15 protein-coding genes are annotated in these 16,191 nt (G+C 61.6%); 11 read left to right on the top strand and 4 right to left on the bottom strand.

Annotated features, from left to right (window positions below):
- The 6 genes from ACFC20_RS15810 to ACFC20_RS15785 all read left to right on the top strand — a co-directional run bounded on the left by ACFC20_RS15810 (position 1) and on the right by ACFC20_RS15785 (position 6,259).
- Entirely contained in the window at positions 1-2,202 is a 2,202-nt protein-coding gene (locus ACFC20_RS15810; RefSeq protein WP_375193844.1) for a molybdopterin cofactor-binding domain-containing protein, read from the top strand.
- 40 nt (positions 2,203-2,242) lie between these two features.
- Positions 2,243-3,226, top strand: a complete 984-nt coding sequence (locus ACFC20_RS15805) for an XdhC family protein (RefSeq protein WP_375193843.1) — start codon at positions 2,243-2,245, stop codon at positions 3,224-3,226.
- A gap of 65 nt (positions 3,227-3,291) precedes the next feature.
- Positions 3,292-3,918, top strand: a complete 627-nt coding sequence (locus ACFC20_RS15800; RefSeq protein ID WP_375193842.1) for a methylthioribulose 1-phosphate dehydratase — start codon at positions 3,292-3,294, stop codon at positions 3,916-3,918.
- A complete protein-coding gene (locus ACFC20_RS15795; protein ID WP_375193841.1) occupies positions 3,915-4,475 on the top strand; it encodes an acireductone dioxygenase in 561 nt (186 codons plus the stop codon). Before ACFC20_RS15800 ends, ACFC20_RS15795 begins: the two co-directional genes overlap by 4 nt.
- Positions 4,472-5,164: an acireductone synthase gene (mtnC, locus tag ACFC20_RS15790; protein WP_375193840.1), complete on the top strand. Its 693-nt coding sequence runs from the start codon at positions 4,472-4,474 to the stop codon at positions 5,162-5,164. The genes ACFC20_RS15795 and mtnC overlap by 4 nt, the downstream gene beginning before the upstream one ends.
- A 33-nt stretch (positions 5,165-5,197) precedes the next feature.
- Positions 5,198-6,259 carry a DUF3080 domain-containing protein gene (locus tag ACFC20_RS15785; RefSeq protein ID WP_375193839.1) on the top strand — a complete coding sequence of 354 codons (1,062 nt, stop codon included), beginning with the start codon at positions 5,198-5,200 and terminating at the stop codon, positions 6,257-6,259.
- Between the two features lie 13 nt (positions 6,260-6,272).
- Here the strand turns inward: ACFC20_RS15785 and ACFC20_RS15780 are convergent, their stop codons facing one another.
- Genes ACFC20_RS15780 through arsC form a run of 4 tightly spaced genes read right to left on the bottom strand, consistent with a single transcriptional unit; the run spans position 6,273 to position 9,545 of the window.
- Positions 6,273-8,090 carry a GspE/PulE family protein gene (locus tag ACFC20_RS15780; RefSeq protein WP_375193838.1) on the bottom strand — a complete coding sequence of 606 codons (1,818 nt, stop codon included), beginning with the start codon at positions 8,088-8,090 and terminating at the stop codon, positions 6,273-6,275.
- Between the two features lie 34 nt (positions 8,091-8,124).
- Entirely contained in the window at positions 8,125-8,484 is a 360-nt protein-coding gene (locus ACFC20_RS15775; protein ID WP_375193837.1) for a DUF2069 domain-containing protein, read from the bottom strand.
- Between the two features lie 56 nt (positions 8,485-8,540).
- Complete coding sequence (gene wrbA / locus ACFC20_RS15770) at positions 8,541-9,146, bottom strand: NAD(P)H:quinone oxidoreductase (protein WP_375193836.1); 606 nt, start codon at positions 9,144-9,146, stop codon at positions 8,541-8,543.
- A 45-nt stretch (positions 9,147-9,191) separates the two neighbouring features.
- The gene (gene arsC / locus ACFC20_RS15765) at positions 9,192-9,545 is read right to left on the bottom strand and encodes an arsenate reductase (glutaredoxin) (protein WP_375193835.1); all 354 of its coding nucleotides are present in this window, start codon (positions 9,543-9,545) and stop codon (positions 9,192-9,194) included.
- A gap of 110 nt (positions 9,546-9,655) precedes the next feature.
- On the opposite strand from arsC, the gene ACFC20_RS15760 reads away from it, so the two are divergent.
- The 5 genes from ACFC20_RS15760 to ACFC20_RS15740 form a co-directional block, all read left to right on the top strand.
- On the top strand, positions 9,656-10,081 hold the full coding sequence (locus ACFC20_RS15760) for a TlpA family protein disulfide reductase (RefSeq protein ID WP_375193856.1): 426 nt from the start codon (positions 9,656-9,658) through the stop codon (positions 10,079-10,081).
- A 45-nt stretch (positions 10,082-10,126) separates the two neighbouring features.
- Positions 10,127-13,609, top strand: a complete 3,483-nt coding sequence (gene dnaE, locus ACFC20_RS15755) for a DNA polymerase III subunit alpha (protein ID WP_375193834.1) — start codon at positions 10,127-10,129, stop codon at positions 13,607-13,609.
- Between the two features lie 140 nt (positions 13,610-13,749).
- Positions 13,750-14,703, top strand: a complete 954-nt coding sequence (gene accA, locus ACFC20_RS15750) for an acetyl-CoA carboxylase carboxyl transferase subunit alpha (protein ID WP_375193833.1) — start codon at positions 13,750-13,752, stop codon at positions 14,701-14,703.
- Positions 14,687-16,042: a tRNA lysidine(34) synthetase TilS gene (gene tilS, locus ACFC20_RS15745; RefSeq protein ID WP_375193832.1), complete on the top strand. Its 1,356-nt coding sequence runs from the start codon at positions 14,687-14,689 to the stop codon at positions 16,040-16,042. Before accA ends, tilS begins: the two co-directional genes overlap by 17 nt.
- Before the next feature lie 87 nt (positions 16,043-16,129).
- On the top strand, positions 16,130-16,191 hold a 62-nt coding region (locus tag ACFC20_RS15740), incomplete at its 3' end, for a hypothetical protein (protein WP_375193855.1).

Here is a 16,191-nt window from a genome sequence, read left to right as displayed (position 1 = left end):
ATGATCAATCGCAGAGACTTTCTGAAGGTCAGTGCTGGCGCCTCTGGCGGCCTGGTGGTTGCCATGGCGCTGCCCGGCTGTGCCGGTGTCCAGACCGGTTACCAGGCGGAAACCGGCGAGTGGCGCCCGGATGCATGGCTGGAACTGACTGAAAACGACGAGATCTATTTCACCCTGGCACGGGTGGAAATGGGTCAGGGCACCTACACCGGGCTCACCACGCTGATTGCCGAGGAGCTTGCGGTCGCGCCGGAGCGTATCACGCCCCGTTTTGCACCCGTGGCACCGGAATACCGTAACCCGTTGTACAAACTGCAACTGACCGGCGGCAGTACCAGCGTTGCCACCAGTTGGGAGCCCTTGCGGCTGGCCGGTGCGGAAGTCCGCCTGATGCTGGTCATGGCCGCGGCCCGGATCTGGGAAGTTGATCCCTCCGACTGCGAAGCTCGTAATGGCAGGGTCGTTCACCCTAACGGTATTGATTCGTTGCCGTATGGCAAGCTGGTGAGGCTGGCGGCAACCGAAGTGGTCCGGGGCGATATACCCCTGAAACCGCCCGCCGAGTGGCAATACATCGGCAAGCAGCAGAACCGGCTGGATGCCCATGCCAAATCCACCGGTACCGCCGTCTATGGCATTGATGTCGAGCTGCCAGATATGGTGTACGCCGTGGTCTCCCGTTCGCCCCGGTTTGGCGGGCGAGTAAAAGGTTTTAACGGCGACGAAGTCAGCGGCATGCCGGGCGTGCTCGGCGTGTTTGAGATTGAACGCGGCGTGGCGGTCGTTGCCGACCGATACTGGCGGGCGCGTAAAGCCCAGAAGGTCCTCGCGATCGATTGGGATTACTCGGACGCCCTGTCGCTCTCCAATGACCAGGTGTTTGCATCCTACCGCGAGGCCGCCGACGAGGATCCGGGCGTATCGGAGCGCAGTGAGGGCAGCTTCGAGAACGCCAGCGAATCCGCTGAGCGGGTAGTGGAAGTCGAGTACACGCAGCCCTACCTGGCCCATGCCACCCTGGAGCCGATGAACGCGACCGCCTGGTACCGGAATGACCAGATCGAAGTCTGGGCGCCGACCCAGGCGCCGGATCTGGGGCGGATTGCCGCCGCCCGGGTGACCGACCTGCGTCCGGACGACGTGACCATTCATACCACCTTTCTCGGCGGCGGCTTCGGTCGACGCCTGACTCAGGACTACATCGAGGAAGTGGCGGCGGTGGCCTACCGGATGGATCGGCCGGTCAAGCTGATCTGGTCACGGGAGGAGGACACCCGTCACGATGTCTACCGACCGGCCATGCTGCATCGCCTTAAGGCAAGCCTCTCGGGCAACGAGCTGACCGGATGGCACCACCAGATTGTGGGGCCCCAGATCCTGGACTGGTACGTTCGCAACGCAGCCCCGGCCCAGTACCCCTGGGCCCCGAAGTTCATGTACAACACCCTGGGCAAAGTCGGTCTGATGGCAGAGGGCATTGCCACACCCAAGGATCACTCGGCCATCGAGGGGGCCATCGAATACCCGTATGCGGTGGCCAACATTGATGTCCGCCATACCCACACCGACCCCGGCGTTCCCATCTCCTGGTGGCGCTCCGTGGGGTATTCCCACAACGGGTTTGCGGTGGAAACCTTCATGGACGAACTGGCCCATGCAGCTGGCGAAGACCCCTACCGGTTCCGCAGGCGTCTGGTGGCCTCCGAACCACGGCACCTGGCGGTACTGGATCGGGCCGCCGAGATGGCGGGCTGGGACAAACCGGCACCGGAGGGAAGGGCGCGAGGCGTTGCACTGGTTCGAAGCTTTGGCACCTACGTGGGCCAGGTGGTGGAGGCCAGTATCGAAAACGGCGCCATCCGGGTACATAAGGTGGTCTGCGCCGTGGACTGTGGCCAGGTGATCAACCCGCGAATCGTGGTGGACCAGATCGAAGGCGGCATACTGTTCGGTCTGACCGCGGCTCTGTATGGCGAAATCACCTTTGCCAATGGCGAAGTCCAGCAAAGCAATTTCCACGACTATCCACTGATGCGTCTGTATGAGCGCCCCGAAGTGGAAGTTGAGATCATCCCGAGCACGGCGTCTCCCACCGGGGTTGGCGAGCCCGGCGTGCCGCCGGTGTTGCCGGCCCTTGGCAATGCACTGTTTGCCCTGACCGGGAAACGGCAGCGTACACTGCCGCTGAAAGCCGATGCCTGAGTGTGTGGGGCAGCCAGACGGCCACGGGTCCGGGGCCGCAGTGACCGCAGGCCATCTCTCCGTAATTCGGGATGCCCGCCAGTGGCTTGAGGCCGGTCGGCGGGTCTGGTTATGCACCATCGTGGAGACCTGGGGCTCGTCCCCAAGGCCCGTCGGTTCCTGGCTTGCCATCAGTGAAGCCGGCGACTGGAGTGGTTCGGTCTCCGGCGGCTGCCTGGAGGAGGATCTGCTTCGGGGTGTTGCAGATCAGGGCGGCGAGGGGCCTGTGCTGATTGATTACGGCATCACTGACTCGGACCGCGACCAGTTCCAGTTGCCCTGTGGCGGCCGGATCCGCTTGCTGGTGGAGCCGCTGGCCGGAGACGCTTCTCTGGCCCACGTTCGGGAACTGGACGAAGCCTTGTCCCGGCACCGGGCGGTGGTGCGGAGAATCAGCGTTCAGCGCACGCTTGCCCAGGGTGTCGCACAGCTCGACTATCAGCCGGTGAAGGGAAACAGCTCGGTCACCCGGGACGGAGAGCAATTCATCCATGCGTTGCAACCGGAATGCCGCCTGCTGTTGATTGGCGCGGGCGAAGTGGCCCGTTACGTCGCCGAGTTTGCGCTGGCCGCCGATTTCGCCGTCACCCTGTGTGAGCCCAGGGAGGCTTTTGCAACCGGCTGGAGCCACCACCACATTCCGCTCGACCGCCGACTGCCCGACGATCTGGTTGCGGCGACCTTCAACGACCCGTTCACTGGCGTTCTGGCCCTGGCCCACGATCCGAGGATCGACGATATGGGGCTGCTGGCGGCGCTGCAAACCGGCGCATTCTACGTGGGCGCCATGGGGTCGAAGCGCACCTCGCAGGCGAGGCGGGAGCGTCTGGCATCGCTGGGCCTCGACCAGGCAACCCTGGATCGCCTTCGGGCCCCGATCGGTGTTGATATTCCCAGCAAAACCCCGGCAGAAATTGCCATATCGGTGGTTGCCGACCTGATTGCCGCCCGCCACCATTTGCGACAGGCGGGCGCACCCCTATAATGTCGGCAAATGTGGGTGCCTGAGGCGTTTCGCCGTCAGGGTATCCGTTAACCGGGAGAAAGCCTGTGTTTGATGTGACCCGATACGCCGCTGCCGCCGATGAAATCGTGCAGGCCGGTCGATTTCTCTATCAGCGGGGCTGGTCGCCCGCCACCAGCAGCAATTACTCGGCACGCATAGATGGCGAGCACATTGCCATTACCGTCTCCGGCCGCCATAAGGGACAGCTGGGCGCCGGCGACGTGATGGTGGTGGACCTGGCAGGCCATGCAGTTCAGAGCAACTGCCGCTCTTCGGCCGAAACCCGGTTGCATACCGTGATTTATGAGCTGTTCCCGGATGTCGGCGCTGTGCTTCATACCCACTCGGTGAAGGCCACTGTGCTGAGTCGGTTGATTGAATCCGGGCAGGCACTGGTCCTGGAGGGCTATGAACTGCAAAAGGCGTTTGCCGGCGTTGAGACCCACGAGTCGGTCCTGAGCGTGCCGGTGTTCGAGAACACTCAGGACATTGACGCCCTGGCCGAGGAAACCCGCGAATGGTTCCGGGCCCATCCCGAGCAACCCGGTTACCTCATTCGGGGCCATGGGCTCTATACCTGGGGCAGGACGATGGCTGATTGCCTTCGTCACGTCGAGGCCTTTGAATTCCTGTTTGAATGCGAATTAGAAACCATGAGGGTGCGTCAATGACAACCTTGAGTATTTTTGACCAGAACCGGCCGGAAGCGGCTCACACCGTAACGGAAGATCCGGCAAAAATCCGCGATCTGCTGGCGGCCCAGGGCGTTCGTTTCGAGCAGTGGCCGACCCGGGAGCTGCCGGCGGATGCATCGCCAGACGCTATTCTCGAGGCTTACCAGGAAGAAGTGGCAAGCCTGAAGGACGAGTGTGGGTTCCAGACCGCCGATGTGATCAGCCTGAACCCGGACAACCCGCAGAAAGAGGCCTTCCGCCAGAAATTCCTCGACGAACACACCCACAGCGAGGACGAGGTGCGCTTCTTCGTGCGAGGGCAGGGCCTGTTCTACCTGCACTTCGAGAACGAGGTATACGCCGTGCTGTGCCAGAAAAATGACCTGATCAGCGTGCCCAACGGCACCCGGCACTGGTTCGATATGGGACCGGAACCGGCCTTTACCTGCATCCGGCTGTTCACCAACCCCGAAGGCTGGGTGGCCAGTTTTACCGGTGAAGACATTGCCGGGCGCCTCCCGCGCTACGAAGCCCTGGCAGGGGCGACGGGATGATCCGGGTTATCCTCACCGACATCGAGGGTACCACCAGCTCCATCTCTTTCGTCCACGATGTGCTGTTTCCCTACGCCAGTGAACATCTGCCAGGGTTTGTCCGGCAGCGGCATGGTGACACCCTGGCCGTGTCGGAGCAGCTGGACGCCGTGGCCGAGGTCTCGGGTGTTGATCGGACCGATCTTGAGGGTCTCATTGAAGTGCTCCAGAGCTGGATCCGGGAGGACCGCAAGGAGACGTCCCTGAAGGCGCTGCAAGGTATGGTCTGGGAGCAGGGCTACCAGCAGGGGGAACTCAAAGGACACATCTATCCGGACGCGGCAGACTATCTCCAGCGCTGGCATGATCGGGGGCTGCGCCTGTTCGTATATTCCTCCGGTTCGGTGAAGGCCCAGAAACTGATCTTCGGTTTTACGACAGAAGGCGATTTTACCCCGTTCTTCTCTGGCTACTTCGACACCCGGGTGGGCGGCAAGAAAGAGGTGGCCTCCTACCACAATATCCTGTCCGAACTGGGGGTTGAGGCCAACACGGTCCTGTTCCTGTCGGATGTAGAGGCAGAACTGGAGGCGGCAGAGCAGGCGGGTATGAAGACGGCCTGGCTGGTGCGAGACGGCGACCTGCCGGAAACAGAACGATTTGTAGCCCGTGACTTCGCGGAGGTTGATGCCCTTCTCCAGGCGCGATAGCCACGGCTCCCACGGCCTGCGCAGGAGGAAGCGATGCCCGGTAGCGGGTTCCTGAAAATGTGTCTGCCGGCGATAGCCCTGCTACTGGCCGGCTGTGACCCCTTCTCCGAAGCCCGCCCCATGATGGATGAATACGTGGAGCGGGTGGCCCGGGTTCTGGAAACCGAGCCCCGGTTTTCCGACATTCCTGCTGCCAGCCAGCTGCCCCGTCGCCGGGAGCGAGTACTTGACCTTCCGGACCTGGACATGGGCATGCTGGATTTTCTGTCGCTCTACGGGTGCGAGTTGCAGTACGTGGTAGGCGAGAAGAATTCCGTGATGGGCCGGGTGATGCAGCCGTTGAACCGTCTGAGGTACGAAATCCGCTTTATCGAGACCGCCCGCGAGTGTCTTCCTGAAATCGAGGACGAGGACTTTGCTGAAGAACTGAGCGAAGCCATCGGGAGCAAGCTGGACTCTCTTCCCATTGCCTTGTGGAACGCCACCTGGGGTGTAGAGGAGGTGGAAACGCTGTTCACGCTGGCGAAAGGCTATTATCCGGTGGCTGTGGCCGGCGATGGAAATCCGGTGTCGGATCTGGCCCGGGACATTACCCGTCTGAACGGTGTGGTCGCCGAACTTGAATCCGGTAATCTTGATGTCTCTCTGGATTTTGTCGGTGAGGTTCACCAGCGCTGGCAGGCCGAATATCGTGCCGGGCAGCTGATCAACAGCGCGCGGCTACTGACGGCCAGGCTGCAGGATGGTACCGCGCTGCTCCGGCAGCGCATCGAGGGGCGGCCGCTGTGTCTGAACAGTCAGCCCAACAATCAATCGGATATTGTGCAGAACATGTTCTTCAGCGTTTACATAGGCAAGGTGCAGCCTTACCTGAGCGCTGTGTCGCAGGGGCGGGTTGCGCTCATCGAACCGTTCGAGCGGCTGGCGGACCAGCAGGCCGAAGTCATGCCGGAGGCGTTCCGGCCCTGGTACCGGCGCCATATCTCCCGGACAGGAGCGAAGAGTCTGTGGCAGGCGCTGGATCTGGCCATCGCGGACCACACCCGGGCCTGGCAGGACCTGCTCGGACAGTGTGGGTTGCGTCCCGGCGGTTGAGCGGGCAAGACGCTCAGCGCTGGCTTTCCGGGGTAACCCGCAGAATTTCCTCAACCGTGGTCTGCCCGGCGGCCACCTTCTGCGCACCGCTCAGTCGCAGGGATTTCATACCATCCTTGTAGGCGTCCAGTCGCAGCTGTTCCAGTTCACACTGGTCGGTGATCTGGCGGATCAGAGGTCCGGAGAGCGTCATGATTTCATAGACGCCGGCCCGGCCCATGTAGCCGGTGTTGCGGCATTCGAGGCAACCCACCGGCTGGAAGAACTGCTTGGGAACCGGCGCCTTCCAGGGTCGGGTGAGGGTTTGCCAGGCCTGCTCATCCGCCGGCCCCGGCGCCTTGCAGTGGGGGCACAGGGTTCGCGCCAGACGCTGGGCCATTACTCCGAGCACAGTTGCCCGGATCAGATAGGGCGGAATGCCCAGCTCCATGAGGCGGGTGATGGCGCTGGGAGCGTCGTTGGTATGAAGGGTCGAGAGCACCAGGTGGCCGGTCAGGGCCGCCTGTACGGCCATTTCGGCGGTTTCCAGGTCGCGGATCTCCCCGATCATGATCACGTCCGGGTCCTGTCTGAGCAGTGCCCGCACGCCAGCGGCAAAGGTGAGATCGATATTGTTCTGCACCTGCATCTGGTTAAAGGCTGGTTCCACCATCTCGATCGGGTCCTCAATGGTGCAGACATTGAGCTCCGGCGAGGCGATCTGCTTCAGGGTAGAATACAGGGTGGTGGTTTTGCCCGATCCGGTCGGCCCGGTAACCAGCACAATGCCGTGGGGGCGGGCTGTGATGTCCTGCCAGCGCTGCTGGTCTTCGCGGCTGAACCCCAGCTGTTCATAGGTTTTCAGCAGCACGTCCGGATCGAAAATCCGCATCACCATTTTTTCGCCGAAGGCGGTGGGCATGGTGGCAAGACGCAGCTCCACCTCGCTGTTGTCCGGTTTGCGGGTCTTGATGCGGCCGTCCTGGGGCTTGCGTTTTTCCGCCACGTTCAGGCGGCCCAGGATCTTCAGGCGACTGGTTACCGCCACGCCCACATGCTCCGGAAACTCATAGACGTTGTGCAGCACCCCATCAATGCGGAACCGGACCTGAGTGACTGCTCGCCTTGGCTCTATGTGGATGTCCGAGGCCCGCTGGTCAAAGGCGTACTGGAGCAGCCAGTCGACAATCTTGACCACGTGCTGGTCGTTGGCATCGGGGTTTTCGTTGGCGCCCAGGTCCAGTAGCTGTTCAAAATTCTGGCTGCCGGCCTTGCCCTGGCTCTGACCGCCGCTGGCCTTGCTCACCGAGTTGGCCAGCTGATAAAGCTCCACAGTGTATCGGCGTATGTCTTCCGGGTTGGCCACGACCCGCCGGATTTCCTTGCGCGCCGCCTGCTGGAGGTTCTGCTCCCAGTCGCTGACAAAAGGCTCGGCGCTGGCGATGACTACCTCGTCCCGGGTAATTTCAACGGCCAGGATGCCGTGGCGCTGGGCGAAGGCGTAGGACATTACCCGGGCAATGGCCGGGGTGTCGATCTTCAGCGGGTCGATGTGGTAGTACGGCTGCTGCGCCCAGTCAGCGAGCCATTGAGTGAGGCGATCGAGATCCAGGGTGCGGCCGCTGATCTGGCTGGTCGGGGCAGCAATCGCAACCAGTTCCAGGGGGTGGCGCCTGCCTGCGGTGCCACCGCCAGTCGCTGCACCCAGGTTGCCGGACAGCACGCGCTCGGCATCTTCCTGGCTGATCTCGCCGCTGCTGACAAGGGCGTTACAGATGTCTCGCAGCGTCAGGTTGCGTTGGCCAGGGGCTGGCGGCCGCTGCAGGGTGGCGGACTTGTCTGTTTCTGCCATAGGGCTCGGTTTCCCTGCTCGAATCAATAAAACATCACGCGGTCAGCCTGCGGTTTACCTTGAGGTGAACCATGGCCACAGTGAACAGGAGAAAGGTCAGCACGGTCAGCACAACCGGGCCAACGGCGCCTTCACTGAGCCAGGCTGAGACCACCGCCTGGGTAAAATAGAAAATCAGAACAAACGACATCCAGATGTAACCGCGATTGTGGCCCCGAACGACCGGGACTGCAAAAGGCAGCAGTGGCAGCAGCTTTACAGACAGCATCAGGGCAATGGAGACACCTTCCACGGGCGCCGGGTAAAACGTGGTGACCAGAAGTGTGGCAAGTACGGCCACATAGAGCGCGGTGGCCAGTTGCGCCGTGGTGCGTGCCTTGGGGTTGTTCAGCATGATCATCTTCCGAAAGTAAGTGGGCTCTCAATGTACGTGCAGGGCGCTGGCATCTCTCAGTCTGCCAGTTTCAGCGCCAGTCGGGCCAGTCGCTCACCGAAAGCCTGGCACAGGGTTTTTTCGTCGTCGCTGACTGGCAACTGTTCCCCGGTGCCTGCCCAGTGGCTGGGTCCGTAGGGGGTGCCGCCAGTGTGAGTGTCTCCGAGACTTTTCTCGGTGTAAGGCAGGCCGCAGAGCACCATGCCGTGGTGTAGCAGAGGCACCATCATGGTGAGCAGAGTGCTCTCCTGGCCGCCGTGGAGGCTACCAGTCGATGTGAAGGCGCCAGCCGGCTTGCCTTCGAGGGCGCCGCTCAGCCAGAGATCGCCGGTGGTATCCAGAAAATATTTCAGCGGAGCCGCCATATTACCGAACCGGGTCGGGCTGCCCAGGGCGAGACCAGCGCAGTTGGCCAGTTCCGACCGGGTGGCGTAGGGCGCGCCGGAGTCCGGCACCGCGGGCAGAGAGGCATCGGTGTCCGGCGAGACCGGCGGAACCGACCTCAGTCTGGCCTCGATGCCGCTGACCCGGGCAACGCCCCGGCCAATCTGGCGGGCCAGTTCAGCGGTCTGTCCATTGCGGCTGTAATAAAGCACCAGAATGTAGGGCAATGATTCCGACATGAAGAGTCCTGTGCTGCGATGGTTATAGTGCGGTCTGGCGGAAGTTCAGAGAATGTCGAGCACCTTTTCCGGAGGCCGACCCACCGCGGCCCTGCCGTTGGCCAGGACAATCGGCCGCTCGATCAGCCGGGGCGTTTCAATCATGGCGGCAATCAGCTGTTCGCGAGTGAGTTCGGGGTTATCCAGCCCCAGCTCAAGGTACTCCTTTTCCTTGGTGCGCATCAGCTGTCTGGGTGCCAGTTCCAACCTGTCCAGAATATCGTTGAGCTCTTGTGCTGTCGGTGGGGTTTCCAGGTAGCGTATAATCTCTGGTTCAATGCCGCGTTCGTGAAGCAACTCAAGGGCTTGGCGGGATTTCGAACAGCGGGGGTTATGGAAAATCCGGGTGGCTTCTGTCATCGTCTTGCCTGATCAAGTGAGGGGTTGCCATGGGTTCGGTGGCCCGTAGTCTAACAGGAGGTATATCGGTGCAGTACCCTGAATGGCCATGTTCCCGCCGCTGGCCGGGCATGCTTGGTGTTTTTCTCCTGGTGGTAGCGCTGGCCGGTTGTGAGAAAATCGAGCTGCAACGGGCAGACGGCCCTCCGATGAACTGGGACAACCTCCGTGGACAATGGGTCCTGGTTAATTACTGGGCCGAATGGTGCAAGCCGTGCCTGGAGGAAATTCCCGAACTGAACGAAATCGACAAAGCGCCGGACATGACCGTGCTCGGCGTCAACTTTGACGGCGTGAGTGGCGAGGCCCTGACCGCCCTGGGCGGAAAAATGGGCATAGAATTCACCATGCTGGAAAAGGACCCGGGGCCAACATTCGGCTGGAAAATGCCGGTGGCACTGCCGGCCACGTTTATTGTCAATCCCCAGGGTGAGCTGGTGGAAACCCGTTTCGGTCCCCAGACCGAGGACGACATCCGGGCGCTGGTGGGCGGTTGACCACCTTTTCAGAACCAAAGACGCAAGCAGGACTGATCCGACACTATGGCGCAGACATTCGTACATCTTCGAGTCCATTCAGAGTATTCCATGGTGGACGGCCTGGTGCGGGTCAAACCCCTGGTCAATCGCGTGGCAGAGCTGGGCATGCCAGCGGTGGGGCTCACCGAGCAGTCCAACATGTGCTCGCTGGTGCGGTTCTACAAGGCGGCCATGGGCGCGGGTGTCAAACCGATCATCGGTGCCGACCTCTGGCTCGAGAACCCGGATGAGCCTGACAACCCCTTCCGCCTGACGCTGCTGGCCCGCAATAACGACGGCTATCTCAACCTCACGGAAATCATTTCGCTCGGCTACACCGACGGCCAGCGTTTCGGTAAGCCGATTATCCAGCGTGGCTGGCTTGAGCAGAGGGCGCAGGGGCTGATCGCACTCTCTGGAAGCAAGCTGGGCGACGTAGGCAAAGCGCTGCTGGCGGGCAAAACGGATCTGGCGCGGGAGCGAGCCCGCTACTGGATGAACCTGTACCCGGACAGCTACTACCTGGAATTGCAGCGTACCGGTCGCGCGGGCGACGAAGACTGCCTGCACCTGAACGTGGAGCTGGCGCAGGCAATGGGCCTTCCGGTGGTGGCTACCAACGATGTGCACTTCCTGGAGGCCGAGGATTTCGAGGCCCATGAGGCCCGGGTCTGCATTGGCGAGAGCCGCACCCTCGACGATCCCCGCCGTGATAGACGTTTCAGCGAACAGCAGTACCTGCGCAGCCCCGAAGAAATGATCGAGCTGTTCAGCGACATCCCTGAGGCTATCGAGAACACCGTGGAGATTGCCCGGCGTTGTTCGGTGAAGGTGCGCATGGGCGAGTATTTCCTGCCCAACTACCCGATCCCCGATGGCATGACCATGGACGAGTACTTTCGGAAGGTCTCCGAGGAGGGCCTGGAGGAGCGTCTGGCCAAATCCCTGAGCAAGGACGATCCGGATTATGAGGCCAAGCGTGAGGCCTACTACAAGCGCCTGAACTTCGAACTCGACATCATCATCCAGATGGGCTTCCCGGGCTACTTCCTGATCGTGATGGACTTCATCAAGTGGGCCAAGAACAACGGCGTACCGGTAGGCCCTGGCCGGGGTTCTGGTGCCGGTTCCCTGGTGGCCTATGCGCAGTTGATTACCGATCTCGACCCCCTGGAATACGACCTGCTGTTCGAGCGGTTCCTGAACCCGGAACGGGTGTCCATGCCCGACTTCGACGTCGACTTCTGCATGGAGGGACGGGACCGTGTCATCGCCTATGTGGCCGAGAAATACGGCCGGGAGGCGGTCTCCCAGATCATCACCTTCGGTACCATGGCCGCCAAGGCGGTGGTGCGTGACGTGGCCCGGGTGCAGGGCAAGTCCTACGGTCTGGCGGACAAGCTGTCCAAGATGATCCCGTTCGAACCGGGCATGACCCTTGAAAAGGCCCTGGTGCAGGAGCCCCAGCTGCAGGAGTTTCTCGACCAGGACGAGGAAGCCCAGGAAATCTGGGAGATGGCACTCAAGCTCGAAGGCGTCTGCCGGAACGCCGGCAAGCACGCCGGGGGCGTGGTAATTGCGCCCACCAAGATTACCGACTTCTCGCCGCTGTACTGCGACGACGAGGGCGGCAGCCTGGTCACCCAGTTCGATAAAGGCGACGTTGAGGACGCCGGCCTGGTGAAGTTCGACTTCCTGGGTTTGCGGACGCTGACGATCATCGACTGGGCCCTGAAGATGATCAACCCGCGCCGGGAAAAGCGCGGGCTTGAGCCGCTGGATATCAATGCCATCCCCCTGGACGATGTGCCGTCGTTCGACATGCTCAAGAAGGCGGAAACCACGGCGGTCTTCCAGCTGGAATCCCGAGGCATGAAAGACCTGATCCGGCGCCTGCAGCCGGACTCCCTGGAAGACATGATCGCCCTGGTGGCGCTGTTCCGCCCCGGCCCTCTGCAGTCGGGCATGGTGGACGACTTTATCGACCGGAAGCATGGTCGCCAGCCGTTGTCCTATCCGCACCCGGACTACCAGTATGAGGGGCTGAAGCCGGTTCTGGAGCCCACTTACGGGGTTATCCTGTACCAGGAGCAGGTCATGCAGATCGCCCAGGTGATGGCGGGCTACACCCTGGGCGGCGCCGACATGCTGCGACGGGCCATGGGTAAGAAAAAACCGGAGGAAATGGCCAAGCAGAAGCAGATCTTCCTGGATGGTTGCGAGAAGAACGGCATCAACAAGACCCTGGCCGAGAACATCTTCGATCTGGTGGAGAAGTTTGCCGGCTACGGCTTCAACAAATCACACTCGGCAGCCTACGCCCTGGTGTCCTACCAGACGCTCTGGCTGAAAGCCCATTACCCGGCCGAATTCATGGCGGCGGTACTCACCGCCGATATGCAGAATACCGACAAGGTGGTCACCCTGGTGGAGGAATGCCGGAACATGGGGCTGGACCTCCTGGTGCCGGATGTCAGCCGCTCGGAGTACACCTTCACGGTCAACGACGAGGGCCAGATTGTCTACGGTCTCGGCGCCATTAAAGGCCTGGGCGAGGGCCCCATCCAGAGCATCGTTGAGGGGCGGGCGGATGGCGAGCCCTACCAGGATATCTTCGATTTCTGTCGCAAGGTGGACCTGAAGAAGGTCAACAAGCGGGCCATGGAGGCGCTGATCCGCTCCGGCGCCATGGACAAACTCGGCCCCGGTCGGGCCCAGTTGATGGCCAGTATCGACAAGGCGGTCCAGCAGGCCGACCAGCAGTCCCGCAACGAGTCCGTGGGCATGATGGACATGTTCGGGGAAATGCTGGAAGCGGGAGAAGATGGTGACCCCTACGAGGACGTGGCCGGTGTGCGCGAATGGCCAGAGAAACAGCGATTGAAGGGCGAGAAGGATACCCTCGGTCTCTATCTGACCGGCCATCCGTTTGACGAATACGAGAAGGAAGTTCGTCGGTTCGTGCGCTCGTCGATTGCCGAGCTCAAGCCGAACAAGTCACCCCAGCGCGTCGCAGGCCTGGTCGTGGCCCAGCGCACCATGAAAACCCGCACCGGCTCCACCATGTGCTTTATTACTCTGGACGACCGCAGTGCCCGGATTGAGGCCACGCTGTTTTCCGAGGCGTTTTTCGAGAACCGCGAACTGCTGCAGTCGGACCAGGTCATCGTGGTGGAGGGGCAGGTCAGCCACGATGATTACTCCGGGCAAATGAAAATGCGCGTCAGCTCGGTCATGGACGTGGGCACCGCGCGCCAGCAGTTCAGCCGTGGCCTGAAGCTGAACCTGCACGCAGACCAGTTGCAGAACGGTTTGCTGGAAAAGCTGGACAATACGCTGAGGCCTTTCCGCTGTGAGGGCAGTCCGGTCTGGATCGAGTACAACAGCCACGAGGCTTCCACGCGGATTGAGCTCGGTGAATCCTGGCGGGTACAGCCTGACGACAACCTGCTGCTGGAACTGCGCTACCTCGTGGGCGACCAGTCAGTGGAGTTGGTCTATGATTGAACAGACGGATAATTAAAAGTTTGTCAGATAACGGACTCATACCAATGTCCGCTTTAGCCCCTGATCGGGCACTGCTATCTTTGGTTCAAATTCTGGTTTGGCGGCGCTTGTCCCGCCTGGCAAAAAAATGATGGATCATCATGAACCCTAACTATCTGGATTTCGAACAGCCCATTGCCGATCTGGAAGCGAAGATCGAAGAGCTTCGCATGGTGGGCAACGATACCGACATCAACATCACCGATGAAATTACCCGGTTGAAGAAGAAGAGTGTCAGCCTGACCGAGAGCATCTTCGCGAATCTTCAGCCCTGGGACGTGGCCAGACTCGCCCGTCATCCCCGCAGGCCGTATACCCTCGACTATATCGAGTCCATTTTCGAGGATTTCGACGAGCTTCACGGCGACCGCCGCTACGCGGATGACCAGGCTATCGTGGGTGGTACCGCCCGTCTGGACGACAAGCCGGTCATGGTCATCGGTCACCAGAAAGGGCGTGAGGTCCGTGACAAGGTCAAGCGCAATTTCGGCATGCCAAGGCCCGAGGGCTACCGCAAGGCCCTGCGGCTGATGGAAATGGCCGAGCGGTTCAGGATGCCTATCCTCACCTTTATCGACACCCCTGGTGCCTACCCGGGCATCGGTGCCGAGGAACGTGGCCAGAGTGAGGCTATTGCCTTCAACCTGGCGGTCATGTCACGTCTCAAGACACCGATTATCTCCACAGTGATCGGGGAAGGCGGCTCCGGCGGTGCACTGGCCATTGGTGTCTGCGACCAGCTGAACATGCTGCAGTATTCCACCTACGCGGTAATTTCCCCGGAAGGTTGTGCTTCGATTCTCTGGAAAAGTGCCGAGTATGCAGCCCAGGCTGCCGAGGCCATGGGGGTTACGGCTGACCGTCTGAGGGATCTCGGTTTGGCCGACAACGTGGTCAAGGAGCCCCTTGGTGGCGCCCATCGCAACCCCGAGAAAATGTCCGAGTCGCTCAAGCAGGTGCTGAGTAAAGGCATTGCGGAGCTCAGTCGACTGCCGCTGGACGAGCTGGTTTCACGCCGATATGAGCGCCTGACCCGCTATGACACCGGGCGCTGAGCCCGGCTCCGGTTTTTCCTGGCCGGAGGCGCTGTGCGCCCCGGTCAGAGCCCTCCCTTCAAGTGCCCGTCTCTGGGTCGCGCTCAGCGGTGGCCTGGATTCAACCCTGTTACTTCACCTGGTGGCGCATTGCCACCGTGCCTCGACCGACGTTCGGGCGGTGCACATCAACCACCAGTTACAGCCAAATGCCCCGGAAACCGAGGCGTTCTGTGGTGACCTCTGCTCAGGACTCGGGGTGCCGTTGACCGTGCGGCGAGTCGACCTGTCGGCCGCCTCGAGCCGTGGCCGGGCCGGCGGCCTGGAGGAGGCAGCCCGTGAAGCCCGGTATCGGGTATTCGAGGAACTCCTTGAAACCGATGATCTTCTGTTGATGGCACACCATGCGGACGATCAGGCTGAAACCGTTCTGTTCAGGCTACTGCGGGGCACCGGGGTGGCGGGGCTGGCGGGCATGCCGACTGATCGGCCTCTCGGCGCAGGTCGGCTGTTTCGGCCCCTGCTGGCGTTCAACAGGGCAGAGCTGGAGCATTGGGCCCAGGCGGCCGGGATGTCGTGGATCGATGATCCCAGCAACACCGATGAAGGTTTCGACAGGAACTTCCTCCGACATCGCATTCTGCCCGAGCTGCGCGAACGGTGGCCGGGGCTGAACCAGAGACTCTCCCATTCTGCCCGCGCCTGTGCCGAGAGCGACGTGCTTAACCGGACCCTTGCCTCGCTGCAGTGGCGCGACCTCGGGGGGGAGGGTAACCGGATTCCGGTGTCCGGGCTGCTGGAATTGTCGTTGCCGGAGCAGAAAAACCTGATCCGCTGGTGGGCAAAAGAACGAGGGTTTCAGGCGCCGTCTCCGGGCGACTGGCGACAGGTCCTCAGTGACCTGCTGCGGGCCGGGGACGACCGTGAACCGGAGTTCCGGGCCAATGGCTTCAGCCTCCGGAGATTCCGCGGCTGCCTCTATCTGGTTCCAGACCCGCCAGTCTTGCCTGCGGAACCACGGACGCTGAACGCCGGGGAAAGCGTCCACTGGGCCGGATGGCGCATACGTCTGTTACCCGTGGATACGCCATCCGTGGAATCACCGGCAATACGGATAAGTACGAGGCAGGGCGGGGAACGCGTTCGTTTGCGGCCCGGCGGTACGTCCAGGTCGCTGAAAAAATGGCTGCAGGAGCAGGGGGTGCCACCGTGGGAGAGGGCCCGTCTGCCGCTGGTTTTTGCCGGCGCCGGTGATGCCCCGGAACTGGTCGCGGTTGGCGATCTCTGGTGTTCTGAACAATACTCCGAAGGCGCCCATGCCGCTGGCTGGCGGCTGGTTGTAGAGCGGGAATTTGATTGAGTCAGGGGGGGCTTTCTGGTAGTCTGGCGTCCCATCTTGAGATGACAATCTCCCTCCTTCACCGAACCAGACAATCATGGAATCTGCATGACGCGTTATATTTTCGTCACCGGCGGTGTCGTGTCCTCCCTGGGGAAAGGTATCGCATC

The sequence above is a fragment of the Marinobacter sp. genome (genome assembly GCF_041984545.1).
Lineage (GTDB): Bacteria > Pseudomonadota > Gammaproteobacteria > Pseudomonadales > Oleiphilaceae > Marinobacter.
Note: the sequence above shows the minus strand (reverse complement) of the source record. Positions and strands in the feature narration are given on the sequence as shown.

Bases quoted from the DNA above. Each gene is read 5' to 3' on its own strand.
- ACFC20_RS15810 (WP_375193844.1), top strand. From the start codon at position 1: ATGATCAATCGCAGAGACTTTCTGAAGGTCAGTGCTGGCGCCTCTGGC.
- ACFC20_RS15795 (WP_375193841.1), top strand. From the start codon at position 3,915: ATGACAACCTTGAGTATTTTTGACCAGAACCGGCCGGAAGCGGCTCAC.
- mtnC (WP_375193840.1), top strand. From the start codon at position 4,472: ATGATCCGGGTTATCCTCACCGACATCGAGGGTACCACCAGCTCCATC.
- ACFC20_RS15785 (WP_375193839.1), top strand. From the start codon at position 5,198: ATGCCCGGTAGCGGGTTCCTGAAAATGTGTCTGCCGGCGATAGCCCTG.
- ACFC20_RS15780 (WP_375193838.1), bottom strand. From the start codon at position 8,090: ATGGCAGAAACAGACAAGTCCGCCACCCTGCAGCGGCCGCCAGCCCCT.
- ACFC20_RS15775 (WP_375193837.1), bottom strand. From the start codon at position 8,484: ATGCTGAACAACCCCAAGGCACGCACCACGGCGCAACTGGCCACCGCG.
- wrbA (WP_375193836.1), bottom strand. From the start codon at position 9,146: ATGTCGGAATCATTGCCCTACATTCTGGTGCTTTATTACAGCCGCAAT.
- arsC (WP_375193835.1), bottom strand. From the start codon at position 9,545: ATGACAGAAGCCACCCGGATTTTCCATAACCCCCGCTGTTCGAAATCC.
- ACFC20_RS15760 (WP_375193856.1), top strand. From the start codon at position 9,656: ATGCTTGGTGTTTTTCTCCTGGTGGTAGCGCTGGCCGGTTGTGAGAAA.
- dnaE (WP_375193834.1), top strand. From the start codon at position 10,127: ATGGCGCAGACATTCGTACATCTTCGAGTCCATTCAGAGTATTCCATG.
- accA (WP_375193833.1), top strand. From the start codon at position 13,750: ATGAACCCTAACTATCTGGATTTCGAACAGCCCATTGCCGATCTGGAA.
- tilS (WP_375193832.1), top strand. From the start codon at position 14,687: ATGACACCGGGCGCTGAGCCCGGCTCCGGTTTTTCCTGGCCGGAGGCG.